This is a genomic window from Paenibacillus xylanexedens (genome assembly GCF_017874615.1).
In the GTDB taxonomy this organism is placed as follows: Bacteria; Bacillota; Bacilli; order Paenibacillales; family Paenibacillaceae; genus Paenibacillus; species Paenibacillus xylanexedens.
Genome location: NZ_JAGIKV010000023.1, coordinates 29,132 through 53,827, shown reverse-complemented (window position 1 = coordinate 53,827; position 24,696 = coordinate 29,132). Strand labels below are relative to the sequence as shown.

The following is a 24,696-nucleotide window of genomic DNA, read 5'->3' as shown; positions in this document are numbered from 1 at the left end:
GGTTGCATTTGAAGAACCGTTTACTTGGAATCCATATGATTGTGCAAAATGAAGAACGTCACCTGCCCCGCTGTCTTGACAGCTTGAAGCATATCGGAATGGAATTTTTTATCACCGATACCGGCTCATCTGACCGCACACTCGAGATCGCCAGAATGCACGGAGCAACGTTATTGCACGCCCGCTGGCAAGATGACTTTGCCAATGCACGAAATATCAGTCTGCCTCTGGCAAGCACGGAATGGGTCCTGTGTTTGGATGCCGATGAGTACGTTCCGCAGGGATTGGAAGAACTGCTGAATTATTTACCTAAAGTCCATAAAAGCATTTCCAGATTACGTATTACCATAGAGAATCGATACGGCGAAGGGGTAGAAGAGAGCGTTATCTCTCAGCCAGTGAGGCTGTTCCGTGCTCATCAGGGATATCGATATGCGGGACGCATCCATGAGCAGTTGGTACGTAGCGGCCCAAGCGAGCTTGCCCAGGAAGAGGCTGGTGATATGGATAAGAGCGAGACTTATACAGATGAACAAAGCCAATTGATCGAAACTGAACCGCTTGCTCCACTATGTCTGATTCATGATGGATATCTGGCCTCCACGATTGCGAAGGAACATAAACCAAGACGTAATTTAAAGCTGATTGAGCGGGAACTCGCAGATGAGCCTGCACAGCCTTTTCACCTGTACAATCTGGGAGTAACGTATTGCCAGCTTGGTCAGATCGAACAGGCAACTGAAGCGTTCAGTGAATCATTGCGCCTGACAGAGCTGCTCGCGCCATATCGTTCTACACTGGTTAGAGATTATGCAAAGACCCTTGTAGGATCAGAACGTTATGACGAGGCACATGCAATTCTGGCTGTGGAAAGACAACGTTATCCATCTTATGCCGATCTGCACCTGTTGTATGGGGAGACATTGGAGCTGCAAGGTTTGGAGGAGCGTGCATATCAATCGTATGCCCGAGCAACGGACTGCCGGGAGGGAATGGACCGTGTTGGACACAGTGATGGCGGTAGCACGTTAGACGCGTCATATGTAACGGAAGCGGGTTCTAACAGTTACAGAGCCTATACCGCCATGGCAAGACTTGCACAGAAACGGGGATTCCTGAATGAGTCTGCACATCTGTACGGGCTGGCTCTGGACGGCATGTTCACATATGCTCCGGCATGGACGGGGTTGGCAGATGTGCTGCAGCAATCCGGTGAAACGGATGAGAATATAGCAGAAGCATTGCTTGCCAGATGCCGAAGAATCGAGGAATCGGGCCACGGTGATTCGATTCGTGGTGAAATGCCCCATTCATATGAAGTTACAAATGAGGATCATCTGGTGCAAGTGATTTATGTTCTAGCAGGATGTGGGGCATATAAGCAGGCAACGAAAATGCTGGATACAGATGCGCGTACTGATCGTATCCATGTAGCGGATCGAATACATTGGATGTTGTGTGCGAATAGGGTTTCCGAAGCGCTGCAACTGGCAGAAGAACACTGGAGCGCAGGGTGTGTAAATGAAGCCAATCTGCTGGCTGAGCACAGAATGGATTGGGCACTGGCTTGTTGGGCCAAGGGATTACGATTATCCGAGGCGTTCCTCGCAACTACGCTTCCACAAGAAAAGAACGTATGGAAGGTCATGGATCGACTGCTGAATCAGTTAACTAAAGAGCCACGAAGCATGAAACCTGCTTCACAAGAACAAAAGCTTATGCAATGGGGTCCGCAGGCAGAGATGGTAGCAGAAAAGATTGTGCAGCAAGCCGTAAAGACAGGACAGCTTACACTTGCTGAGCAACTACATGAGTTGCGGGCAATGATGATGTGTGACCATTGGGGAACGGCTGTAACTTTACGGCGGGAGTTTGCAAGTCTGCTGTATCGTCAGGGGTATACCATGGTAGCCGCGAACATCCTGATTCAGTGCATGACCGAGAGTGAGCTGGATGCTGAAGGGTTATTCTGGCTGGGTGAAACGCTGTATGCCAAAGGATATTATGATCAGGCGCTGTCTCTGTTCGAGCAGGCTCTGGAGCTGGAGCCTGATATGCGGCAGGCTCGAGCTGGAGCAGCTGCATGTTACTTGCGAATAGCAATGGAGGCACTTCGACAGGAGTTGGTTCGCTCCTCGTCGGCAGGGGCACTTGCGGCACAACATGCTGCACTGGAACAAAGGCTGCGAACGGCCGAAGGCATCCCATGGCGTACGCTTTTCCATGCGAAGGAAAGGAGGAATCAGCTTGCGAGCGGAACGAATTTCCCTATGCATGATCGTGAAGGATGAGGAAGAGTTACTGCCTCATTGTCTTGCCAGTGTCCAGGGAGCGGTGGACGAAATTATTGTAGTGGACACCGGTTCATCGGATCGCAGCGCGGAGATTGCACAGCAATATGGCGCGTTGGTTGTGCGATTTGAGTGGTGCGAAGATTTTGCCGCAGCACGTAATGCTGGCCTGGAGCGCGCTTCCGGCGACTGGATTCTCTTTCTTGATGCGGACGAGGCACTCGATAGGGCTGCGCGGGAGCAGATCAGGAGCTGGACGGCGGTCAGCGGATGTGACGGATTGTTTTTAAACATTCACAACTATACAGGTACGGGTCAGCAGGGGGTTACCGTGAATCCGGTTTTGCGTCTCTTCCGTAATGCTCCGGAGCATCGGTTCGAAGGTCGAATTCATGAGCAGATTGCGGCGGCGATTTGCCGTAGGAACCCAGAGGCTGCTTTTCATGTGACGGACATGGTCATCCATCATTATGGGTATCAGACGGCGATTGTGGAGCGCAAAGATAAGGTGAACCGCAATGTCCGCCTGCTGCAACAGGCAGTGGAGGAAGAACCGGATCAGCCGTTCCATCACTATAATCTGGGTGTCGAGTATCTGCGTGTGGGGGAATCGGAGCGGGCTTTGGAGACGTTTGGTGTTGCCCGGATGGGGATTGATCCTGCGGTGACCAGTTACGCGCATTTGCTGTTCAAATATGAAGTTCGTTGTCTCCAGCATCTGAATTGCTGGCAGGAGGCATTGGATCGAATCGATGCTGCGCTTGAACTCTTTCCAGAGTACACGGATCTGATGCATCATCGCGGGGTGTGTGCAGACGCATTGGGTGATGCAGATCGGGCAGAATATTCGCTGCGTGAAGCTGTCCGTATGGGACCACCTCCACCCATATATCATACGGAGGAAGGCATCGGCACCTATCAGACGTGCTATACGTTAGGGCGATTGCTGGAAGGAAGGGCAGATCTGGAGGGTGCGGTGGATGCTTACGTGGAAGCGGTGCGCGCCAAATCCAGTCTGTTACCGCCGCTCTATCGGATATTCCGAATTATGCGAGTTTCCGGGCAGGAACATCAGATTCCAGAGCTGGTGAGGGAGCGTTTTGCACTCGGATCGGAAGAGGCTACACACAAAGTATTGGGCATTCTGGAGCAATCTCGTTGTTATGAAGCGGCTCTGCAATTGTTATCGGGTACATCCTCACAACCTTCCGCAGAGATGAGGGAGCGTTTATCTGTGGCGGAGGCGATGCTCCAAATCCAACAGGGAAGATGGAATAAGGCGCGTCTGAAACTGGAACCTGTGCAGCGGAAAAAGGGGTTGCTCGCGATCTCGTCTGCCCGATGGCTCGAACGTTTGGAGTGGATAGAAGGGAAGGAAGTCAACGGAGATGATCCCTTGACCTTGTGGTTGAAGCGTAGTTCTCAGGTAGGTGCAGCAGTAACTAATGATGAGGAACCTGCTGTGCAGACAGGACGAATTGCTGGTCTGAGAGCGACAAAGAAGAAGGACACGGACTCCGGTACGGACGGAACGTATGTGGCAGCAGAGTATGATGGCTGGCAGGCGCTAGGACTGATGATGGAAGGATGTGTACAGTCAGGGAGATGGAAAGAGCTCCATAGCCTGATTCAGATGTGTCGACAGCAATTGGCGGGAGAGAAGGAGAAAGAGATGGAAGGGAAAAAGGAAAACGGGAAGGTGAGTGACATTGATTCGTTCCCTGGGGCTTCGGATACCCTGACGGGAACCAGCTGGCTGGTGAAAGGATTGGTCAGTGCTGCGGACCATCATCTGGAGGTGTTCGCTCAGCATGCAGATGGACAGCGGCACCGTTGTTGGCCTGTCGTTCAGCATATTCGGCTGGAGTTGCCGGGAGCGGACGGGTTTGAGAGCTGAGAGGGATCAGGCAGCGGGAGTTCAACTTAATTCAGTGGGCTAATGGGTGGGGCTGAACTCCGGTGAGGGGTGGTGATGAATATGGGCATAGGGATTAGTTTGTGCATGATCGTGAAGGATGAAGCCGGTTCACTCCAGCGGTGCTTGAATGCAGTCAAGGATGTTGTGGATGAGATTATCGTTGTGGACACAGGTTCGATAGATGATACAACTGAAATTGCGCGTCTCCATGGTGCCGTTGTAATTCGTACGGAATGGAACGGAGATTTCAGTGAAGCCCGTAATCTCTCGCTGGCTGCTGCTACGAAACCGTGGATTCTGGTGCTTGATGCGGATGAGGTATGGGTACAGACCCCTCAGATGAAGACAGAACTCATGCGGTTGTTAGCGGCAAGTAGGGATGACGTGTGGGGGTACTGGATACAGGTCACAAGTCTGTTGGGTGTTTCCGGTGAAGAGCGTGTGACGGATGCGGTATGTCGATTGTTCCGAGCTGATCCCCGAATTGCCTTTCAGGGCAGAATTCATGAAGAGATTGCTTCTTCCATCATGGCACTGATTCCGCAAGGTGTGCTTCATTCTAGACTTGAGGTCATTCATTACGGCTATATGGAGCAGGTGATTACCGCCAAAAATAAAGGTGCACGGAACATGCAGTTGATCCGTTTCGCGTTGAATCAGGAGGGAGATCAACCGGAGCTGTTATATGCTCTGGCAACCGAATGGTTTCAGCAAGCGAAGTATGATGAAGCACTCCGGTTGTTACAGCCATTATTGGCACAGCTTACACCGGAGTGTGGATATCACTCGGATCTGGTGCTGAAAACGGCTTACGCTTGGCGAGAGAGTGGTAGCCCGGAGAGGGCGCTTGCTGTGGTGGAAGCATGGGCGCCCGTGTATGAGGATTTTCCGGATTTGTTGGAGCTTGGTGCTGTACTTGAACTGGATCAAGGGAGAGAGGACGTGGCCTTGAATTGGTTAAAACAGGCTAAATCAGCTGCTTCCACGGCCAGCAGGTATACATCAGTCTCTGGTGCTGGGACCTATCGCAGCCTGACGCTGGAAGGCATGGCATATGAGCGGGCTGGCCGCTGGGCAGAGGCAGAAGCCGCATACACGGCGGCGCTGGGCCTGCAACCCGGTAGCTTGCCTGCATGGCAGCGGCTGTTGTTGCTGGCCGCAGCTACAGGGCGGCCGCATGCCATTGCCAGCGTTGCGGCTCGGGTAAGCTTGCCTCCTGCGGCATGGCAAGCGCTGATCCCGGCGGCGCTTGCCGCGCATCGGCCGGAGTGGCTGCTGCGCCATGCGGCGGCGCTTGCTGGCCCGCTGCGGGCACAGCCGCTGGCCGCCGGGCTTGCGCTGGCCCAGCTGGGCGAGGACGCCGCAGCTCGGGCGGCTTTGCAGCCCTGGGCGGCGCATGCGCAGCGCGGGCCAGAGGCGGCCCTGGCGCTGTGGGCGCTGGGCCACAAGCAGCCCGGCGTGCGCAACGCCCGAGCGGCGGCTCGCCAGCAGGCAGCGCTGCCTGCCGCGGCCCACGCCGCCGAGGCGCTGCTGCTGCGCGGGGCCACGGCCCGCAGCAGCGGCCTGGCGTGCAGTCCGCCCCGCGGCGCAACGCCAGGCCTAGCCGCGCCCGCGCCTAGCGGCGTGCTCGCGGCTGCGCAAGCGCTCGCCGGCGTAGGCGCCTGGGCCGCATGGCTGCGCCTGCTGCAAGCCCTGCCGCCTCGCGGCGCGCTGGCGTTGCTCGCAGCGCTTCCGCCTGCGGCACGCTGCGGGCTGCTGCGCGTACCCGCGAGCGTCCGCGAAGGGCTGCTTGCGCTATGCGGCACGCCTGACGGCGCGCAGCAGCCCCACGCGGACGAAGTGCCCGCCCCGGAGCGCACCGCTCACGCAGTCCTCGCGGGCACGCTCGCGCTGCTCGCCGGGCGGCAGAACCTGGCGCGTGAATGGGCCAAATCGGCCCAACTCACTGCGCGGCAACCTGCCGCCACAGGTCGCCCGGCGAAGACAATCCCGCCGGGCCTGCACACCCTGTTGCGCCTGACAGCACCTGGCGCAGCCTCTGCTGATGAATACACCAACCAGTGCAACATGTTACTGGTACACCTATAATTTCCTTTAATCCTTAATCCTTAATCCTTAATCTTTAATCACTAATCTCTAATCTCTAATCTCTTATTTCTAGTCTCTAGTCCCGAACCTCCAACCCCTGTACATCCCCACATATTCCCGCACTAGCCCATCCAATTGAAATTGCAAAAGCAACGGAGCTACCGGTAATCGGAGCATTGCCCGAACCGTGTATTGTTCCGTTGCTAATGGGTCGAGCCCTTAAGCCCTCAATTTTCCCCCTCTGCATTTAACTCGACGTAACCCAATTCGTCTCAACCTTTGCATATCACTGCTCGAAAACAGCGGATCGGCGTGCCATACATGTCAGACCAGATGGCATCGTCCGGCTCGTTCACGTTCAGCTTATCTTCAATGGTTAATCCGGTGACAGCCATGATTGTCTCCAGCAGATCAGGCCGCATCTCGGGCACATCGAAGGTAGCGATTAACTGTCCGTTTGGTTTCAGCACCCGAGCGAATTCACGAAACGCCCGCAGCATCGTGCCTGTATCCAGATGCTCCAGTACAGAGATACAGAACACCCGATCAAACTTACCCGACTCGTACGGAAGCTGTGCCAGATTAGCCTGTGCACGGTGCAATCGGACGAGAGTTGATTCTGGCAGATCCTGAGCGGCTTGCTCGCCAAAATCAGAAACAATATCCAGTCTTATCGCCTCTTCAGACAAAATACGTTCATCCCAGTCACAGGCGTGAACTTCGCGGCAGTGTTCTGCAAGCCAGAATTTGAACGGATGGGAGATGCCGCAGGCTGCATCAAGGACGACATCATCTGGACGTGCAAACCGCCGGGCCCATTCATATTCGTAGGGACGGCTCCACCATGCCGGATGCAGCGGGAAGACCAATGTGTCCGTTTTAGGGTCACTTTGCCGAATGTATCTTGATTCCATGAATTCCGTTGCCTTGGGCGTATCCATCATCCCCGAATTCCCTCCTTCAATCCTGTCTCTGCCAAAAAAGATTCCAACACCGTGCTCCACCGGCTCCGCCACCTGGTAAGATCATAGGACAGTGCAGTCTCGCGCGCATAGATTCCCAGTCGTTCTCGCTCAGCCCGATCCTGTACAAGGCGTACCAGTGCGGCGGTTAGTTCCTGCTCACCAGGAGGTACCAGGAGTCCATTAAAACCATCTTGAATTAGATCATTCAATCCGCCAACATTGGAGGCAATTACCGGAAGTCCACAGCTCATCGCTTCCAGACAGGCATAGGAGGTGCCTTCCGAGAACACAGTTGGAATCACAGCGATATCTGCCTGATGGTAGGCCTCCCGAATATCCCGGAAATCATACGTGCGCTGGTTAATTCGCTCCGCATGTGGATGAGTACGATGCCAGTAACGAAAGGCTCTCCCGACCGTGCTGCCTTCGACCAGTTCCCCGGCAAATTCAACCTCCAGATCTGGAAAGGCTCCTAGTAGTTTATCCGCTGCCAGCATCATTGGAATAATACCCCGCTCCATGCTGATGCGGCGTGGATAGATAATGCGAATTGGGCGGGGAGAGGTCACACGGGCATCCACAGTTTTCTTTTCAACCTGTCCCTGAATCGGACCATTAACCTGATACTCAGCATCTGCTTCTACTAGAATCTCCGTAGCCCAATCCTTTGAATTCCGGTGATTACGAGCAAACCTATACGTTACGCCATCTGCCTCGACTTCTTCCCGTTTCGATAACTGTAAATGGAAATCTACCGTTTCTTTCCCCTCTCGTTCTTGATCGCTATCTGTATCTCCACCTCCATCTCTGTTAGCCTTACCACTGTTCGCTCCATCACCACTCGTTCCATCCTTGCCTTCTACAGCTTGCACTCCTGATATAACTGCACCAACACTTTCTTCATGACTCGCCAGATCATTCTTCCATGCGGCAAGCCATTCGTCTTCCTGTTCTTGCACGAAGGTACGTGTTGGCGGAGCTGGTGTGAAATAGGACGTATCCACCGCATTGGGAATCAGGACAACCTGCCTTGGATCGGTATAGGTGCACGCAGCTCGGCAAAAGGTCTGAAAATGAGAATCCACGGATACAATGCGCACGAGTCCATCCAGAGCCAGTTGAATATGTTCCGCGACTTGTTGTTTGGTCTCCAATGGCAGTCCGGGACGATCCCAGTTAATGCCGTGACAGATGCCAAGGCTGCCGGGTTTGTAGGTGATGGGTTGCCACAGACAGCTGGCATAGATCACTGGGCCGCGCGCTGCTGCTGCCATCCGGTCAAAGGCTTCCGGTACATTATCCATGTCGTACGAATAACCAAATACGTCAATCTGCTCCGTCCGAGTCTGGAATTCTTCAAAATAAGAGAGCTGATGAACCTCGGGAATATGCCCGAGTCCTCGGATGACACTGCACAGATCCAGAATATAGCGTTCCAGTCCACCACCAAATACACGACCGAATTCCCGATTGTACCCGTCGGTGAAACTATGCGTCAGAATACTCACCACGCCCATCTCACGGTCCCTCCTTCCAGGGAATCAGCCGAGGTTCCGGATCGAGAATCGACTCGTAGTGTGCAAGATTGCCCCATTCACCGCTAGGATCAATGCGTTTGTAGCGCAAATATTTACGAACCCGATCCTCCAGGCTGCCGGCCCAGCCGAGATGCTGAACCTTCAGTTCCGTGCTGACCCCAGGCAATACCGTACAGGACAAGGGAAGACGGGGAACGTGATGATTCTGTTGTGGATAAAAATAAGGATATCCAGGCATATATCGTACAAGTGAAGCGGTATGCCGTTTGTGCAGAGACCAGAGATCATCTTCCCGGTAGTGGGTCCGGCCACCCCACATATCGTAGAATCGGAATGCAAACCAGTCCGCATACTCCTGATTAATCAGAGTGCGTATGGCTTTCTTGGCCTCTGAGCTGTACAGCTCATCCGCATCAACCGAGAGCAACCAGTCGGGACATGTTCCCGCAGCCGCTTGCCATAAGGTGTTGCGAAGCCGCCATTCCTCGGCGAACAGCGGTTTCTCCAATACCTCCAGACGGACTAACTTTGGATAGGCTTTGCATAGATCTGGGGTTCCGTCCGTGCTGGCATCGTCCACAATGACGATCTCATCCACGAACTCACTCAGATCATGCAATACTTCTTCAAGGTATCGGCCACGTTCATTGCGAACCTGCAGCATTGCGGTCAGCTTGTTGCCTTTGCTTTTGCGAACCCGACGAATGGAGAAGGGCTCTTTGAATACACTTGTTTCCTCTAGTGTTATAGCAACACTCTGTTCTGCCTGACCTTGTGAATCATTCCAGTGATGCACTTGGCTTCGGATGTCCTGCGTTGGTTGTGCATGATCCAGGGTGTGATCTCCATTTTCCAATGCGTCTGTATGAGTTCGATCGACTGTTTCGGTTGGCGTGTAAGTGGTTTCGGTTCGGATATTCCTGTGCACCATTGGCCCATTCAACTGTTGTCTACGCTTCTTCGGGTCCAGCATCATGGCACCTCCCCAAGCAATTGCTGTACGGCATGATCCAACAGCTCCAGCTCCACAATCCGGGCGAGCGCATTTTCATCCTCCAGTGCTGTCTCAAGGAAATGTCGGACTGCCCCATGTCGTTCCCCCCGCAGTGCCAGCGCACTGCCGGATAATTGCTGATAATCCCGGCGACTGGCATCATCCTGAATATCGACTGCATGCACCAGAGCCAGTGCTTCTTCCACACGTCCAGTCTCCTGGTAAATGCGGAATTTCCAATGTCTCGCCGTTTCTCCGCCAAGTTCGTCAAGGATACGCAGGGCGTTTCCGTAATCATCATTCATACGCAGTAGTTCCGCTCGTACAAGTTGATCTTCTCCTGCCTCAAACCAGCGACAGAGCTGTTCATAATGATGGCGTTCCTGTTCGTCGGCTGCACTGATTCCATACACCAGCAGGGCGTCTTCCAACTTGCCGGACCGGGCATGAATGGCAGACAGGAATCTATAGTGTGAGACTACACAGTCACTGCGACCATTCAAGACCGCATGGGAGAATGCCTCTTGAAGTGAATTGATAGCCCGAGGATCTTCAAGCAAGTACTCATAGGCTGCCAGCAAAAAGGATATCGTCTCATGAGCACCTGCTTTGGCACGAAGCTGACGGTAGAAGTCGGCACGTACACTGCATTGAAGCAGGGTGACGCTATCTGGAGTACCTGACAGGATCTGCCGCAGCGCATGCAGGAAGAGCAGTTCGAAGTCCCGAAGAGGGACTTCAAAATCATCCTTTTGCATCGTACCTGCAGGTGCAGGGTCTTCGCCGCCCAGCCAGATAGCACGTACGCCTTGGAATAACAGCTTCATATATCGTGTTTCGGAGGATGTGCCTACCAGATCGGCGATGCCTACCAGTTTGGAAATACTGCTCTCCCATAGCGGAGATTCTGCTTCGTTTCCAGCAGGCTCAGGGAGCAGGACAATACATAGCTCAGGCTCCAGCGAAGCTGTAGCCATTAGCCAGTAGGGATGGGCGACCACGGCTACGGTGCGAGGTTCCAGCAATAGCTGCTCGGCCTCAGGGAAGGAGATGACGGTAATGACCGGAGGTACATCCTCTGTTTGCGTCAGGCTACTGACATAGTAGACCTCTCCCTCGATCGATAGCAGCGCAGCAATATCGGGATAGGGAAAGGATGACCAGCCTCCTTTGCGAGGGAAGAGAACATACCGAACAGGGGACTGCGCTGTATTGGCCCCATCCGGGCTGACTTCGGGGGCTGTATCCGGTAACGGCGCAGGATTTTCCATGAATTATTCACCTCACCTTGACTGAATTATGGTGTTTCATTTTCTTTGCATGTGCTTCATGCTTTCACTTCATATGTAAAGCCCTCACGGTACTTCGCATGATATGCCTGAGACTAACATATGGGCATTCCGTCCCAAACATGAGTATCTTCCATGAATAGATGAAGTTGGCAAGCTGTGATAATAGGCTGAATTTTATCTTTTGTGTGACCAGGATCACTTTTTTTTGCTCTAGAGACGAAGATTGTGATAATTCTCACATGTATAAAATAGGTAATCTGGCACAATACGTTCATCAACGTATTTGGCGAACAGACAGCGAAGGTGCAGCTTCAATGCCAAATACGCATACTGCGAAGTGAACAGAAAGAAGGGGTAACGGTATGGATCCGATTATGTTATCGCGTATCCAATATGCACTTACAACGATTTTCCATTTCTTTTTTGTCCCGCTATCCATCGGTCTTGTACTGTTGGTTGCAATCATGGAGACGTTGTACGTTGTTAAGGGTAAGGAGATTTACAAAACGATGGCCAAGTTCTGGGGCAAACTGTTCCTGATTAACTTTGCCGTCGGGGTTGTCACAGGTATTTTGCAAGAGTTCCAGTTCGGCATGAACTGGTCCGAGTACTCCCGATTTGTCGGGGACGTGTTCGGTGCGCCACTGGCTATTGAAGCGCTACTGGCGTTTTTTATGGAGTCTACATTTATTGGGTTGTGGATATTTGGATGGGATCGTTTGTCCAAAAAAGTGCATCTGGCCTGTATCTGGCTGGTGTTTGTCGGCACATTCCTGTCCGCGCTGTGGATTCTGGCGGCCAATTCATTTATGCAGCATCCTGTCGGGTTTGAGATTAACAACGGCCGAGCCGAGATGAATGATTTCTTTGCACTTATCACAAATGGTCAGCTTCTCGTTGAGTTCCCACATACAGTCTTTGGGGCATTGATGACAGGGGCCTTCGTCGTAACCGGGATCAGTGCCTACAAGTTGATGAAAAAGCAGGATGTGGAGATCTTCCGCAAATCGTTTAATATCGCGATCATTATCGCTCTTGTTTCTTCATTTGGTGTAGCTTTCTCGGGGCATTTCCAGGCGCAATATCTGGTGGAGACACAGCCGATGAAGATGGCAGCCAGTGAGGGCACATGGACAACGACAGAAGATCCGGCGCCATGGACGGTAGTCGCTTTTATTGACCCGGATAAACAGGAGAGTACAGGTGAGATCAAAATCCCCGGATTGCTCAGTTATCTGTCCTACAGCAAGTTCTCCGGTAGTGTCAAAGGCATGAAGGAACTGAATGCTGAGTATCAGCAGACGTATGGACCGGGGGACTACATCCCGCCGGTACGGACAACGTTCTGGAGTTTCCGCATTATGATCGCAGCGGGTGGTTTGATGATTGTGCTGGCTCTGTACGGTACGTTTTTGGCTATGCGCAAGAAGCTGGAGGTCGCTGGAAAGTGGTTTATGCGTCTGATGGTGTTCGCCATATCTTTGCCGTTTATCGCCAATACGTCAGGTTGGATTATGACCGAGGTAGGAAGACAGCCATGGACAGTATTTGGCTATATGACAACCGAAGCCGGGGTCTCACCGAACGTATCCGCAGGAATGATCCTGTTCTCGACCATCGCTTTTACCGCTGCGTATACGGTTCTCGGAATCGTGATGGTATACCTGTTCGTACGTGAGATCAAGGCAGGGCCGTTTGCGGTCGAGAAGCCAGAAGATCACGATGAATCGGCCGATCCGTTCGGCGTGGATGGAGGTTATTCCGTTGTCACTAAGTGAGTTGTGGTTTTTGCTGATCGCCGTATTGTTTGTCGGTTTCTTCTTTTTGGAAGGTTTTGATTTTGGTGTGGGGATGTCTACAGGCATTATCGCCAAAACAGACCGTGAACGTCGGACCCTGATCAACTCGATCGGTCCGTTCTGGGATGGTAATGAAGTATGGCTGATTACGGCAGGGGGCGCGATGTTTGCTGCCTTCCCGCACTGGTATGCCACGTTGTTCAGTGGTTTTTACCTGCCACTTGTGGTGGTGTTGCTCGCCTTGATTGGTCGCGGTGTTGCTTTCGAATTCCGCAGTAAAATGAAACAGCAGCGCTGGCGCAAAACATGGGACATCATCATTGTTGTCTCCAGCGCGCTTTTACCGTTCCTGTTCGGGGTTGTTTTTGCCACTTTGATGAAAGGTCTGCCCATTGATGGGGAGATGCAGTTGCGTGCAGGATTCCTCGATATTGTTAATCCGTACACCGTGATTGGTGGCTTGAGCGTAACGCTACTGTGTCTGGTTCATGGATTGCTGTTTGCAACGCTACGAACAGTAGGTGATCTCAGAGCGCGTGCCTTGAAGACAGCGCAAAAATTGATGCTGCCGCTGGCTGCACTGCTCGCCGTTTACGCGTTAATGACGTATTTCATGACGGATGTGTTCGCCGTACGCGGCTGGGCCCTCTGGATTATGGTTGTACTTGGCGCAGTCTCGCTTGCCCTTGCGGCATACTTTGTTCGTCAGAAGCGTGAAGGCTGGGCTTTTGGTATGACAGGTGCAGTGATTGCAATTGCCTTTTCCTCGGTCTTTATTGGACTTTTCCCAAGAGTGATGGTGAGTTCCTTTGGGGCGGCGTATGACCTGACTGTATACAATGCCGCATCGGGTGCATATTCATTGAAAGTAATGACCATTGTAGCTTGCACATTGCTGCCGTTTGTTCTTGGCTATCAGATCTGGAGTTATTATATCTTCCGCAAACGTCTGAACGAGCAGCACCACCTGGAGTACTGATATGGGACGGGGGCTGATGAAGCTGCCGGGCATCCGGCCGGTACTTGCGCTGGCCTCGACGCTGGTGATGCTACAGGCGATGACGATCATTATGCAGGCTAAATGGCTGGCACAGGCCATCACGGCATTGTTTGAAGGTTCATCCGTAACGGAGCAGTACCCGGTACTGCTGCTGTTCCTGGCTGCTTTTGCCGCCCGCTACGCCCTATCCTTCTGGTTACAACTCGTGACTTCACGATATGCGGAGAAGACAGGGACTGATCTGCGTAGACAGATGGTGGAGCAGTGGTTCAGACTTGGACCGCGTTATGCCAAGACGGAGGGCACAGGCCATCTGGTCACACTGGCACGTGAAGGGACAGCCCAATACAAGACGTATCTGGAACTATTCATTCCTCGCATGCTGGGCATGGGGTTCACCCCCATCGTCATTTTGCTGTATGTGTTCAAGCTGGATCTGATGTCCGGGGTTATTCTGATGCTGACACTCCCGATCCTGATCGTGTTCATGATTCTGATTGGCCTCGCAGCCCAGCGTAAGATAGACGGACAATTCAGATCCTACAAAGCACTCGCTAACCATTTTGTTGATACCTTGCGTGGTCTGGAAACGCTGAAAACATTGGGGCAGAGCAAAACACATGAAGGTTCCATTTTGCGGGTCAGTCAGCGTTATCGGAAAGCAACGATGTCTACTCTGCGCATGGCTTTTCTTTCTTCGTTTGCACTCGATTTCTTTACGATGTTGTCCGTTGCTTCCGTAGCAGTTGGTCTGGGATTACGTCTGACAGAAGGGTATATGCTACTTGGCCCTGCGTTGACGGTACTGATTCTGGCACCTGAATATTTCCTGCCTGTACGTATGCTCGGCGCCGATTACCACGCAACATTGGACGGTAAGGAAGCGGGAGCGGCCATTAATCAGGTGATTGAACGGGGGAAAGCTGCTGAACAGCAACAGAAAGAAGCCTATGCAAATGTTGTTGCGCATGCGGACATGGCAGAGGATGGGACGGGATCTGCATCATCATTATCTTCGGGTAAAAGGAAAGCTGCTACTTCGACCATACGTGTCGTGTTGAATGATAAAACGGCTGCGGGGCATCCTGATCCTGCTTCTGTTTCTACTACTCCTGAGCTTGTTTCTTCCTCTTCCTCAGTGTTCTCTTGGAATGAGAATAGCAGATTGGCTCTAACGGATGTACAGGTACGGCATGATGATGAAGGTCCTTATTCGCTAAAGGATGTCACATTTCAGATCACGGGTCTTGGCAAAATCGGTATTATTGGCGCCAGCGGAGCAGGCAAATCCACGTTGATTGATGTATTGGCTGGATTTCAGCTGCCTACTTCGGGTCAAGTACTGGCTAACGGCCAGCCTGTGACACAGGATATGCTTGAATCCTGGCGAAGACAGACGGCAGCTATCCCGCAGCATCCGTATATCTTTAGTGGAAGCCTGGCCGATAACGTTCGTTTCTACATGCCGGAGGCATCGGATGTGGAAGTGGCGAAGGCCATTAGCGCAGCTGGATTAACCAAGCTTCTGACCTCATTATCCAGTGGGTTGCATGAGCTCATTGGGGCTGGTGGCAGACAGCTCAGTGGTGGGCAGGAGCAACGGGTGGCGCTGGCAAGAGCTTTGCTTAGTAAACGAAACATCCTGCTGCTCGATGAACCGACAGCACATCTGGATGTAGAGACAGAGTATGAACTGAAACAGACGATGCTACCGCTGTTTGAAGGAAAACTAGTTTTTTTGGCTACCCATCGTCTGCACTGGATGCCACATATGGATCGAATTATTGTCATGGATGGTGGCACAGTGGCAGAGACGGGAACACATCAGGAATTGCTGGCACGACAAGGCGTATATTATCAGATGATTCAGGCCCAGATGGAGGCGATATAAAATGAAGTCCGGATATGAGCATATGGAGACCGTCCGTAACGGAAAAGAAAAAAATAGCTGGATTGCTCCGTATGTGGCACAGTACCGGTGGAGATTCATTGCAGTCATTGCGCTGGGTACATGTGCTGCACTGTGTGCGGTACTGCTGCTGTTTACCTCCGGATTTCTGATCTCCAAGTCTGCGCTGCGTCCTGAAAATATTCTGATGGTGTATGTACCCATTGTTGGTGTACGTGCATTTGGGATATTCCGTGCCGTCTTTCGATATATCGAGCGATTGGCAGGACATGATGCCGTACTGCGGGTGTTGGCCGATCAGCGGGTGAAGCTATATCGCATTCTAGAGCCGCAGGCCCTGTTCCTGCGTTCTCGCATGCAGACCGGGGATGTACTTGGAGCACTGGCCGATGATGTGGAGCGGCTGCAGGATATTTATCTGCGTACAGTCTTCCCCGCCGTTACCGCGCTTGTGATGTACGGTGCGGCTGTGATTGCCTTTGGCAGTGTTGATCTGGGATTTGCGGTGTGGATGGGCTTGTACATGTTATTTCTCGTTGCCGTGTTACCTGCGATCTCGCTGAAAGTGACGTGGAAATGGCGTGTACGGCTGAAAAAGGAAAACAGCAGGTTGTATACCCGTCTGACCGACGGTGTACTTGGACTGGGAGATTGGCTTGCAAGTGGACGAGCGGCCGAATTTGTTCAGCAGCAGGAAGAAGCGGAGGAACAGGTCGACGCAGTTCGTCGCAAGTTGCGGCGCTGGACACGCTGGCGTGATCTGATGGCCCAGTGCGTCATTGGACTGATGGTATTAACGGTTACATTATGGGCCGGAAATGCCGCTTCTGTCGGGCAATTACCTGCCGTGATGATTGCTGCTTTTGTACTGGTGTTATTTCCACTCACGGAAACGCTCCTGCCTGTAGGGGATGCTGTGGAGCACCTTCCACAGTACCGTGAATCACTGGACCGCTTGAAACAGCTGGAAGGGAAAGCGGATCTTCCGGGGCAGAGTGGAGCGAACGATGTTGATGGAACGGGCGACTCGATCTCTGCAGTAAAAAACGGCAACGTGATGGCTGGACAGACATCGGAGTCCTTGCCGGCCGCGAGTGATATCCCAGACAGACGAATTCGTCTTCGCATTCCACCCAAACTCAGAGCAGACATGGAGATCAATCGCGTTAGTTACCGTTATGCATCTGATGATACTTATGCCGTACAGGAGGTATCCCTTCATCTGCCACAAGGCAAACGTTTAGCCATTCTTGGACGAAGCGGTGGCGGCAAATCGACCTTGTTGAAGCTGATTCAGGGGGCCTTGCTCCCGTCTGCGGGGAAAGTTCTGATCAATGATTTACCTGTGCAGACCCTGGGTGAGAGTGTCACTGATGTCATCGCAGTGCTGAATCAGAGCCCACACCTGTTCGACACCACGGTAGCCAATAATTTGCGGATCGGTCGTCCACATGCAACGGAGGAGGAGATTCGTCAGGTGGCCGCGCAAGTCGGTTTATCCGGTCTGATCGAATCCTTGCCGCAGGGATATGATACGCCGATGCTGGAGACGGGTCTGCGTTTCTCCGGTGGGGAAAGGCAACGGATTGCTCTGGCCCGGGTACTGCTCCGGGAGACACCTGTTGTCATATTCGATGAACCAACCGTAGGGCTTGATCCAGTGACGGAACGCGAACTGATGCGGACCATTTTGGACAACTTACAAGGCAAAACCATGATCTGGGTCACTCATCACCTGATTGGTGCGGAACAGATGGACGAACTTATTTTTATGGAAAATGGAAAGATTGCCATGCAGGGTTCTCACGGACAATTGCTGGCTGGGGAAGAGCGATACCGGCGTCTCATTGAACTTGATCGACCCGGATGGTCTGACTTGCAGACAGTAGAGGGCAAGCTGCCTACTGCCGCTTCCAGATAGCAGGAACTTTCTCGGCAAATGGGAGCGGATAGCGTGTCTCAGGTTCATTAAAACAAAATAACACGAACAAGGGATGTCCCCTGTCATATTCATGACTTATGGGACATCCCCTTTTCGTTTCTTGATGTGGAGTTTTATGAAAAATCGCTATGTCTATGATGTGAATTGATCTGCAGCAGCCAGTCCCAAAGGCTTAACGCTCAGATTTCCTGTGCCAGCAGCATGGCTGTGCCACAGGATTGACGTACAACCAGTTCCGGCTCTACTTTAATGCAACGATTATCCATTTGTTTGTTCATCAGATCAAACAGAATCATGGCGGCAAGGCGTCCGATTTTGTCGGTATCCTGCTTGACGGTTGTTAGCGGTGGATCGGTATAACGGCAGGCTTCGATGTCGTCACAACCTGCCACAGCTATATCTTCTGGAATGCGTAACCCCACTTCCTTAAAGGCGCGAATAGCTCCAAAGGCAAGTAGATCTGTGGCTGCAAACACGGCACGTGGCAGAGTCTTGCAGGCGAGCATTTTCTTGGCCGCTTCGTATCCATCCGCTGCGGCATAATCTTTGCTGTATACAACCCACTCGGGCTTTTCATCAAGACTAAACTGATTTAGTGAACGTTTGAAAGCCATCTCTCTCTGTTGCATCACAAGAGAGGCGCGCTCCAGCCCGATAAAACCAACATCTCGATAACCGTTCATATAAAATTGTTCTACAACTTTGGTTGAGATCTTATCGTTATCGGACATGATGTAACAGGAGCTTTGTCCTGTTAGCTCGATATCTATTCCGATACAAGGAATCGGGCTGGCATCCAGGTCGAATATGCTGCTCTCGACCTCATCCCCCGCAATAATAATACAGCCATCCACTTGAAAATACTTGGATCTCGCCAAGTAGTCCTCACCCTGATCCAGAAACTTCTCATTCGAGAAGAAGAGTAGATCGTATCCAAGCAAGCCAATTTGTTTCTTAAACGCATTGATAACCTGTACGAAGAAAGGGTGGCTGAAATCCACGTTCAGCTTCCCTGCAAACACAACGCCAACGAGGCTGGATTTTTTGGTTGCCAGTGTTTTGGCTGAAGAAGATGGACGATAGCCTGTCTCTTCCATAATTTTAAGCACACGCTGGCGCGTTTCCTCGCTAATATCTGGATAGTTATTGATAATCTTGGACACCGTGGCTACAGATACGCCGGCTAAACTCGCTATCGTTTTGATATTCATAAATATCCCTCGGATTCCTAAACTGGTTTCGTAAACTGGGGCTGTATCGGTTTTTTCGCTTTCTTGCAAGTATTCTATGCTACATAGACCGGAGAGTCAACAGCAGAGAGAGGGTTTCACACTTGAAATGATATGCATCCATAGGTATTAAGTGATCAAGGATGTTTGTTACGAAAATAAAGACTAATTTTAGCTCGTAATCTTAATTGTTTTACAGATTTTTAGTCCATTTAAAGGAATACCGGGCTATCTGGGGCTGTATATGAAATTATGCCATGTGCTGTGTTTCGTAACTATCGTAAAGGTTACCTTGATTTCAACGTATACAGCAATAAATAAAGCTTTTATCAAGCGGGTTGGAGCATAGAAATCAAAAAAACAAAATGACTATTTACAAAATAAAGATCTGAAGTCATAATAAGGGTGGAATTAACGAAACTGATTTCGTATATTTAATTCAAAAATATGGGGGACAACGAAAATGAAGAAAATGACTTTAGCCATTGTACTTGTAACCGCTTTATTATGTGTGCTCGCCGCTTGTAGTAGCAGCTCTTCGGAATCAGAAGGAACTCAGGCTACAGACAGCAGCAAAAAAGTTACCTTGAAGATCATTCACTGGCAGCAAGAGAATATTAACAACTACATCAAAGAGTTTAATACGAAATTTGAAGCGAAATATCCGGACGTAAAGGTGGAGTATACTACCGTTCCGGCAGACGCGACTTACGATCAGTTGATGCAAACACGGATGAACGCCGGAAGTAATGGGGATGTGGATATCATTCCACTCAAATCAAGCTTTGTAGGCGCTCCGCAGGAATGGTCCAGTGGTGCTGCTGATCCGATGTGGAAGCAATGGATCGATGCCGGGTTAATCAGTGATCTGTCTGATCAATCTTTTATCAAAAACTACAATGAAGCAGATGTACAGAACGCAATGACGTATAACGATAAGGTGTACGGTGTAAACATGGGCAAGGTGGCATTTACAGGACTGTTCTACAATAAGGAACTCTTCGCAAAATATAATCTGGAAATCCCTACAACCTGGGATGAATTGCAACATGTTATCAAAGTGTTCAAAGACAATGGTGTCGAAGCGCTGGGTCTGGCGGGTAAAGATGTATGGCCAATAGGTCTTGCGGTGCAAGGGCTTCAGGCCTCTATTCATGAAGATCAGCTTGCTTATATCAAAGGTCTATGGACTGGTGAAACCAAGCTGACTGATCCGGTTCAACTTGAAGTCTTGCAGAAATCTCAGGATCTGATGAACAATGCAATGCCTGGTTTCATGGGTATTGACTACGGAACATTGCCCAGTTTGTTCGCTACAGGCAAGGTGGCTATGATTGCTGACGGCACTTGGGATGCAACAACAATTCAAACGGCCAACCCTGATCTGAAGTTTGGATATTTCCCAATTCCAGGTAGCAATGATGCAGCCAAGAATAAAAATCTGGCGGGTAAATACGATATGACCTGGATGGTGGTGGATAACTCACCGAACAAGGATTACGCAATGAAATGGCTTGATATGTTATCGGAGAAAGAGAACTACACGGAATTTGTGAATGCAGCCGGCTTCCTGCCTACACAGCCTGATGTGGAGATGACAAGTGAGTTTATCCAAGGCATTGAGCCTTACCTGGAGGACTTTAAACTTTCTTGGGATCAGTTGTTCATTAACCGTCAGAATGTAGGACAGTACATTTCGGAGGCCAGCGTTCACGCAGAGATGCTCAAGCCAGCCGGACCGATTGCAACACCGGAAGAGCTTGCAGGTAAATCCCAAGCGGACTGGGATGCTGCTGCTCCAAAATAAGTTAGCATCGATGGTACATATGTGCCGCATACGCCGGAATCACGCTCAGGGTCAGAGCCTTCGGGCCCAGGCCAGACCGCTATTCCGGCTTTCCTTTGTCTTGGTTTTACCACATGAAAGGTGTGAGGATGATGTATCCGTTTGGGAAAGGTAAGGCAAGACTTATTCCTTATCTGTATTTGAGCATTCCGTTGTTACTTTATGTCGTGTTTGGCTTCGGTCCATCACTTGTGACGATACTGTTTTCGTTTACAGATGCTACTGGTGTTCGGGGCCAGGAATGGAGCTTTATCGGCTTGGAAAATTATAAAACATTTTTTGGTGCATCCAATGCTGGAGACCGAATGGATGCTATTGGGCGATCCTTATACTTTGCGTTTGCTGTTGTGATCATACAAAATGCAGTGGGTTTGTTCATGGCGATCTTGATCAACAAGAAGCTTAGAGGCGACAAATTGTACCGTGCGGTATTCTTTTTGCCGGTTGTATTGGGGGTTACGGTGTCCGGACTGATCTGGCAACTCGTTGCAAATCCGCTGGGCGGACCAGCCCAGTCCTTTCTCAATTTCTTGGGTACCAGTTCCAACTTTTTTGGCGATTATAATATCGCCTTCGAACTGATTATTTTTGTTCAGATCTGGATGTACATGGGTTACTCCATGACGATTTTTCTTGCAGGTCTGCAATCCATTCCGAGCGATCTGTATGAGGCGGGTTACATGGATGGTGCTTCGGGGTGGAAAGCATTTACGAACATTACATTCCCCATGATTGCTCCTGCATTCACAGTTAACATGCTCTTGTCTATCATAGGGGCATTGCAAACCTTTGATATTATCTATGTACTTACAGGCGGCAAGTTCAATACAACGACGCTTGCGTTTGATGTTTATGCTACAGCATTTGGCACAGGAACGGCTGATTACGGTTTGGCTTCTGCTGTGGCGATGATTCAGTTCCTCTTTGTATTTACCATATCGATGGTCGCTTTATTTTATCTTCGCAGAAGAGAGGTGGAAGCGTAATGAAACAGAGCCAAACGTCCAGAATGGTCAGCTACGTTATCGTTCTGCTCATGCTTGCGTTGTACGTTTTCCCTCTATTCTATCTGTTCAATGTATCCATGAAGACACAGACAGAGTATCTGCTCGATCCTGTAGCTCTTACTGAAGGGATCCGGCTTGAGAACTTTTCCGAAGCATGGAACAAAGGAAACTTCTCTCAGTATATGTGGAACAGTGTGCTCTATACAGGGATGTCCACCCTTCTGACATTAATGTTGTCCATCTTTGCCGCATTCCCGCTCGCACGCAGATATGTGAAGTTCAGCACACTCATTTATATTTTCTTTTTGATCTCCATGTATCTTCCTAACCCGCTCATTCCGCAGTTTTCCCTGATCAATAATCTGGGTCTCTACAACACTCAGATCGGGTATATTTTGCTGAAGACGACAGGGACAGGGATCGCCTTTCTCATGTTTGTGGGTTATATCAAATCAATATCGCGTGAGCTGGATGAGGCGGCGGCCATGGACGGGAGTGGATATACACGTTATCTGTTCACCATCCTTGTTCCGTTAATGAAACCGATCCTAGCAACAGGTATTATTCTTACCGCGATTGGTGTATGGAACGATATTATCGGGCCGACCATTTATTTATCTGATCCGAATTATCAGCCGGTAACCAAAGGACTCTTTACATTTTATGGACAGTACATGAACAACTGGCCGCTGCTCGCCTGTGGCATTCTGATTGTTACCTTGCCACTGGTTGTCCTGTATGTTGCTTTGCAACGTTTCATTGTTGGAGGTGCTATGGCAGGGGCTGTTAAATCGTAAGTTAGAATCACTCCGCTTTAACTGAAACGAAAAAAAGGCAAGCGATCCAAAAAAACATCATAAGAAAGCCACCCTCAACGCAATGAAGGTGGCTTCTATTATTTTCATCGTTATTTTGGTTTTACAGCTCCACCAGCATCAGAATAATGGAGGAAAGACAGAGGCAGGTGCTGACGAGATACAGCACACCCACCACCTGATTTTGATTCAAACCGGCACGCAGCAAGCGATAATGGGCTTGACTCGCATCGGCTTGGTAGATCGCTTTACCTTGAATGAAACGTTTGATAACGACAAAGATGTTGTCGAAGATCGGTACACCCAGCGCCAGAATCGGAATGAAGATGGACAACATGGTTGCTTGTTTGAATGCACCGTCCAGAGCGATAACCGCCAGAATGAAGCCAAGGAACGTAGCGCCTGCATCACCCATGAACACCTTGGCAGGAGCTTTGTTGTACTTCAGATAACCGATCGTCACACCGACCAGTATGATTGACATGAGTGCGGAATCACTTTGACCTTTGGCAAGCGCCACGATGAACAGGGTAATCGCCGAGATGGCCGATAATCCGCCAGCCAGTCCGTCCATGCCGTCCGAGAAGTTGATGACTGTTGTCACCCCGAAGATCCACAGGATCGTGAGAATGAATTGCAGCCAGATTGGAAGCATGACATATTCCGCGTTGAAGGGATTCACGAATCCGGTGAACGCAATGCCAGAAGCAAATACGAGTACTGCCGCGGAGACTTGTACGAGCATTTTGGGCAGGGCAGGAAAATCTTTGCCTTTTGTTTTGTACCAGTCGTCGACGGTACCAATCGTTAGCAGAAGCATACCACCAGCGACCAGAGCCGCCGTTTCCCATGTGATTTCTTTCGTCAGAGCAATGTATGTCAGGAAAAATCCAGTAAATATCGCGTAACTCGCCGTGAGCGGGATAGGTTGCCTGTGCAGCTTACGCTCCACATCTTCCCGAGGCTTGTCCACAAAATCGAGCCGGTGAGCCAGTCGACCAAGCGGCGGAATAAGCAGAACCACGACAGCAAAAGACACTATAAAAGCCAGTATGTATACCATAAACTCGCTTGTTTCACTCCCATCTACCAATTTCCCCTTATTATACGAGTTAAACAGGAAATCTGTCGATGTCATTATTGTAACCAGACGTACGCAAAGGTGAGCAAAAGTTCAGGTTTTATTGTATTTGATGAAGATAGGAGCCGAAATAATGATTTGTCGCTTCTACACTATATCCATCATCACCTTGCCAGGTCGCCGCAAAGACGAAATCACTGGAACCACCTTTGCCTTTTCTCGGTTTATCTCCAGGAGCCAATATTCCGGCTGCCGCCCAGATTTCCAGCAGGGCATCTCGCTCCTGTTTGCTGGAAGGGAAGAGATCCTTCCACTTTTTCTCAAGTGAGCGAGCACTGTCTTTGGGGTCTTCCGTCTGAGCTGCTTCAAGCAGGTTGACCAGGATGGCTTGGTCTTCAGGAGTTACTTCATAGTTTGTATCGTTGTCCTGAAGCAGTAATTCCAGATCCATCAGGCAATAGATAAGCCAGCCATGACGCACGCCACCCCACTTGATCCGTTCAAAATTAAGGACGTTTAAGTCGACGTTGGAATATTCCTTGTCTGACTGCAAACGCAGGAAGTTGCAATCCCCACAGGAGCTGGTGTTAGGGTGAAGGGCAGGGCGTTCCGCATAGGTATGCAAAGGCATCTTCGATGTTAAAGCCCAGCTGGATAATGCGCTGCGCAGATAGACTTTTTTGGTGGACAGACTATGTAGAAAGGCCGAAATCACCCGTTCTTTAAACGAGTCATCCTGATGCATGTCGTACAGACGCTGGACAATTTCGTCATGCGTGATCGTGAGTGGATCGAACATAACGCCTTTGCTTTTAGCATATTCAAATTCATCTCCAGAGAAGGGTACAGAGGTTGTTTTCCAGCCGCCGCCTCCCCAGAAGGTGCTCAGCAGTATCTTTGCTGCTTTTTTGTCCATGTGGTTAGCCTCCTTTATGGGAATTGCCATCCTGATGAATGTGGTTCTTCAATCTCAAACCTGCTT

General features: G+C 50.7%; 17 protein-coding genes. 10 read left to right on the top strand and 7 right to left on the bottom strand.

Translation table 11 applies throughout. From position 1 onward, the window contains the following. The first annotated feature begins 8 nt into the window (after positions 1 to 8). From J2Z28_RS24630 to J2Z28_RS24620, 3 genes are all read left to right on the top strand, one after another. Positions 9 to 2,291, top strand: coding sequence for a glycosyltransferase (locus J2Z28_RS24630; protein WP_211084663.1), 2,283 nt, complete (start codon positions 9 to 11; stop codon positions 2,289 to 2,291). Further along, entirely contained in the window at positions 2,248 to 4,188 is a 1,941-nt protein-coding gene (locus J2Z28_RS24625; protein ID WP_211084662.1) for a tetratricopeptide repeat-containing glycosyltransferase family 2 protein, read from the top strand. The genes J2Z28_RS24630 and J2Z28_RS24625 overlap by 44 nt, the downstream gene beginning before the upstream one ends. 75 nt (positions 4,189 to 4,263) lie before the next feature. Continuing rightward, positions 4,264 to 6,297, top strand: coding sequence for a glycosyltransferase family 2 protein (locus J2Z28_RS24620; protein ID WP_211084661.1), 2,034 nt, complete (start codon positions 4,264 to 4,266; stop codon positions 6,295 to 6,297). A 272-nt stretch (positions 6,298 to 6,569) separates the two neighbouring features. Here the strand turns inward: J2Z28_RS24620 and J2Z28_RS24615 are convergent, their stop codons facing one another. From J2Z28_RS24615 to J2Z28_RS24600, 4 genes are read right to left on the bottom strand one after another with little or no spacing between them, the layout of a single operon-like run. After that, the gene (locus J2Z28_RS24615; protein WP_211084660.1) at positions 6,570 to 7,241 is read right to left on the bottom strand and encodes a class I SAM-dependent methyltransferase; all 672 of its coding nucleotides are present in this window, start codon (positions 7,239 to 7,241) and stop codon (positions 6,570 to 6,572) included. Next, the gene (locus J2Z28_RS31375; RefSeq protein WP_244988512.1) at positions 7,238 to 8,779 is read right to left on the bottom strand and encodes a glycosyltransferase family 4 protein; all 1,542 of its coding nucleotides are present in this window, start codon (positions 8,777 to 8,779) and stop codon (positions 7,238 to 7,240) included. Before J2Z28_RS31375 ends, J2Z28_RS24615 begins: the two co-directional genes overlap by 4 nt. A 1-nt stretch (position 8,780) precedes the next feature. After that, on the bottom strand, positions 8,781 to 9,776 hold the full coding sequence (locus tag J2Z28_RS24605; protein WP_244988511.1) for a glycosyltransferase: 996 nt from the start codon (positions 9,774 to 9,776) through the stop codon (positions 8,781 to 8,783). Then, complete coding sequence (locus J2Z28_RS24600; RefSeq protein WP_211084659.1) at positions 9,773 to 11,065, bottom strand: tetratricopeptide repeat protein; 1,293 nt, start codon at positions 11,063 to 11,065, stop codon at positions 9,773 to 9,775. Before J2Z28_RS24600 ends, J2Z28_RS24605 begins: the two co-directional genes overlap by 4 nt. A 383-nt stretch (positions 11,066 to 11,448) precedes the next feature. On the opposite strand from J2Z28_RS24600, the gene J2Z28_RS24595 reads away from it, so the two are divergent. Genes J2Z28_RS24595 through cydC form a run of 4 tightly spaced genes read left to right on the top strand, consistent with a single transcriptional unit; the run spans position 11,449 to position 17,715 of the window. Continuing rightward, entirely contained in the window at positions 11,449 to 12,864 is a 1,416-nt protein-coding gene (locus J2Z28_RS24595) for a cytochrome ubiquinol oxidase subunit I (protein ID WP_211084658.1), read from the top strand. Then, the gene (gene cydB, locus J2Z28_RS24590; RefSeq protein WP_244988510.1) at positions 12,809 to 13,864 is read left to right on the top strand and encodes a cytochrome d ubiquinol oxidase subunit II; all 1,056 of its coding nucleotides are present in this window, start codon (positions 12,809 to 12,811) and stop codon (positions 13,862 to 13,864) included. The genes J2Z28_RS24595 and cydB overlap by 56 nt, the downstream gene beginning before the upstream one ends. 1 nt (position 13,865) lies before the next feature. Beyond that, positions 13,866 to 15,776, top strand: coding sequence for a thiol reductant ABC exporter subunit CydD (gene cydD / locus J2Z28_RS24585; RefSeq protein ID WP_211084657.1), 1,911 nt, complete (start codon positions 13,866 to 13,868; stop codon positions 15,774 to 15,776). Position 15,777: 1 nt separating this feature from the next. Continuing rightward, on the top strand, positions 15,778 to 17,715 hold the full coding sequence (gene cydC, locus J2Z28_RS24580; RefSeq protein WP_211084656.1) for a thiol reductant ABC exporter subunit CydC: 1,938 nt from the start codon (positions 15,778 to 15,780) through the stop codon (positions 17,713 to 17,715). A 200-nt stretch (positions 17,716 to 17,915) separates the two neighbouring features. On the opposite strand, the gene J2Z28_RS24575 is transcribed toward cydC, so the two are convergent. Then, positions 17,916 to 18,947, bottom strand: a complete 1,032-nt coding sequence (locus tag J2Z28_RS24575; RefSeq protein ID WP_036667984.1) for a LacI family DNA-binding transcriptional regulator — start codon at positions 18,945 to 18,947, stop codon at positions 17,916 to 17,918. A gap of 481 nt (positions 18,948 to 19,428) precedes the next feature. Between J2Z28_RS24575 and J2Z28_RS24570 the strand changes: the two genes are divergently transcribed. The 3 genes from J2Z28_RS24570 (at position 19,429) to J2Z28_RS24560 (ending at position 22,615) form a co-directional block, all read left to right on the top strand. Continuing rightward, on the top strand, positions 19,429 to 20,772 hold the full coding sequence (locus J2Z28_RS24570; RefSeq protein WP_211084655.1) for an ABC transporter substrate-binding protein: 1,344 nt from the start codon (positions 19,429 to 19,431) through the stop codon (positions 20,770 to 20,772). A 131-nt stretch (positions 20,773 to 20,903) separates the two neighbouring features. Further along, entirely contained in the window at positions 20,904 to 21,797 is an 894-nt protein-coding gene (locus J2Z28_RS24565; protein ID WP_211084704.1) for a carbohydrate ABC transporter permease, read from the top strand. Continuing rightward, positions 21,797 to 22,615, top strand: a complete 819-nt coding sequence (locus J2Z28_RS24560; protein ID WP_211084654.1) for a carbohydrate ABC transporter permease — start codon at positions 21,797 to 21,799, stop codon at positions 22,613 to 22,615. Before J2Z28_RS24565 ends, J2Z28_RS24560 begins: the two co-directional genes overlap by 1 nt. Before the next feature lie 121 nt (positions 22,616 to 22,736). Here the strand turns inward: J2Z28_RS24560 and J2Z28_RS24555 are convergent, their stop codons facing one another. Then, positions 22,737 to 23,696 (bottom strand): MraY family glycosyltransferase, encoded by a 960-nt coding sequence (locus J2Z28_RS24555; protein WP_036613004.1) that lies wholly within the window; start codon positions 23,694 to 23,696, stop codon positions 22,737 to 22,739. Positions 23,697 to 23,814: 118 nt separating this feature from the next. Continuing rightward, entirely contained in the window at positions 23,815 to 24,630 is an 816-nt protein-coding gene (locus J2Z28_RS24550; protein ID WP_211084653.1) for a hypothetical protein, read from the bottom strand. Positions 24,631 to 24,696: the final 66 nt, after the last annotated feature.

Excerpts from the sequence above, each read along its gene's own strand:
- J2Z28_RS24620 (WP_211084661.1), top strand. The coding sequence starts at position 4,264 with ATGAATATGGGCATAGGGATTAGTTTGTGCATGATCGTGAAGGATGAA.
- J2Z28_RS24615 (WP_211084660.1), bottom strand. The coding sequence starts at position 7,241 with ATGATGGATACGCCCAAGGCAACGGAATTCATGGAATCAAGATACATT.
- J2Z28_RS31375 (WP_244988512.1), bottom strand. The coding sequence starts at position 8,779 with ATGGGCGTGGTGAGTATTCTGACGCATAGTTTCACCGACGGGTACAAT.
- J2Z28_RS24605 (WP_244988511.1), bottom strand. The coding sequence starts at position 9,776 with ATGATGCTGGACCCGAAGAAGCGTAGACAACAGTTGAATGGGCCAATG.
- J2Z28_RS24600 (WP_211084659.1), bottom strand. The coding sequence starts at position 11,065 with ATGGAAAATCCTGCGCCGTTACCGGATACAGCCCCCGAAGTCAGCCCG.
- J2Z28_RS24595 (WP_211084658.1), top strand. The coding sequence starts at position 11,449 with ATGGATCCGATTATGTTATCGCGTATCCAATATGCACTTACAACGATT.
- cydB (WP_244988510.1), top strand. The coding sequence starts at position 12,809 with ATGAATCGGCCGATCCGTTCGGCGTGGATGGAGGTTATTCCGTTGTCA.
- cydD (WP_211084657.1), top strand. The coding sequence starts at position 13,866 with ATGGGACGGGGGCTGATGAAGCTGCCGGGCATCCGGCCGGTACTTGCG.
- cydC (WP_211084656.1), top strand. The coding sequence starts at position 15,778 with ATGAAGTCCGGATATGAGCATATGGAGACCGTCCGTAACGGAAAAGAA.
- J2Z28_RS24575 (WP_036667984.1), bottom strand. The coding sequence starts at position 18,947 with ATGAATATCAAAACGATAGCGAGTTTAGCCGGCGTATCTGTAGCCACG.
- J2Z28_RS24570 (WP_211084655.1), top strand. The coding sequence starts at position 19,429 with ATGAAGAAAATGACTTTAGCCATTGTACTTGTAACCGCTTTATTATGT.
- J2Z28_RS24565 (WP_211084704.1), top strand. The coding sequence starts at position 20,904 with ATGTATCCGTTTGGGAAAGGTAAGGCAAGACTTATTCCTTATCTGTAT.
- J2Z28_RS24560 (WP_211084654.1), top strand. The coding sequence starts at position 21,797 with ATGAAACAGAGCCAAACGTCCAGAATGGTCAGCTACGTTATCGTTCTG.
- J2Z28_RS24555 (WP_036613004.1), bottom strand. The coding sequence starts at position 23,696 with ATGGTATACATACTGGCTTTTATAGTGTCTTTTGCTGTCGTGGTTCTG.
- J2Z28_RS24550 (WP_211084653.1), bottom strand. The coding sequence starts at position 24,630 with ATGGACAAAAAAGCAGCAAAGATACTGCTGAGCACCTTCTGGGGAGGC.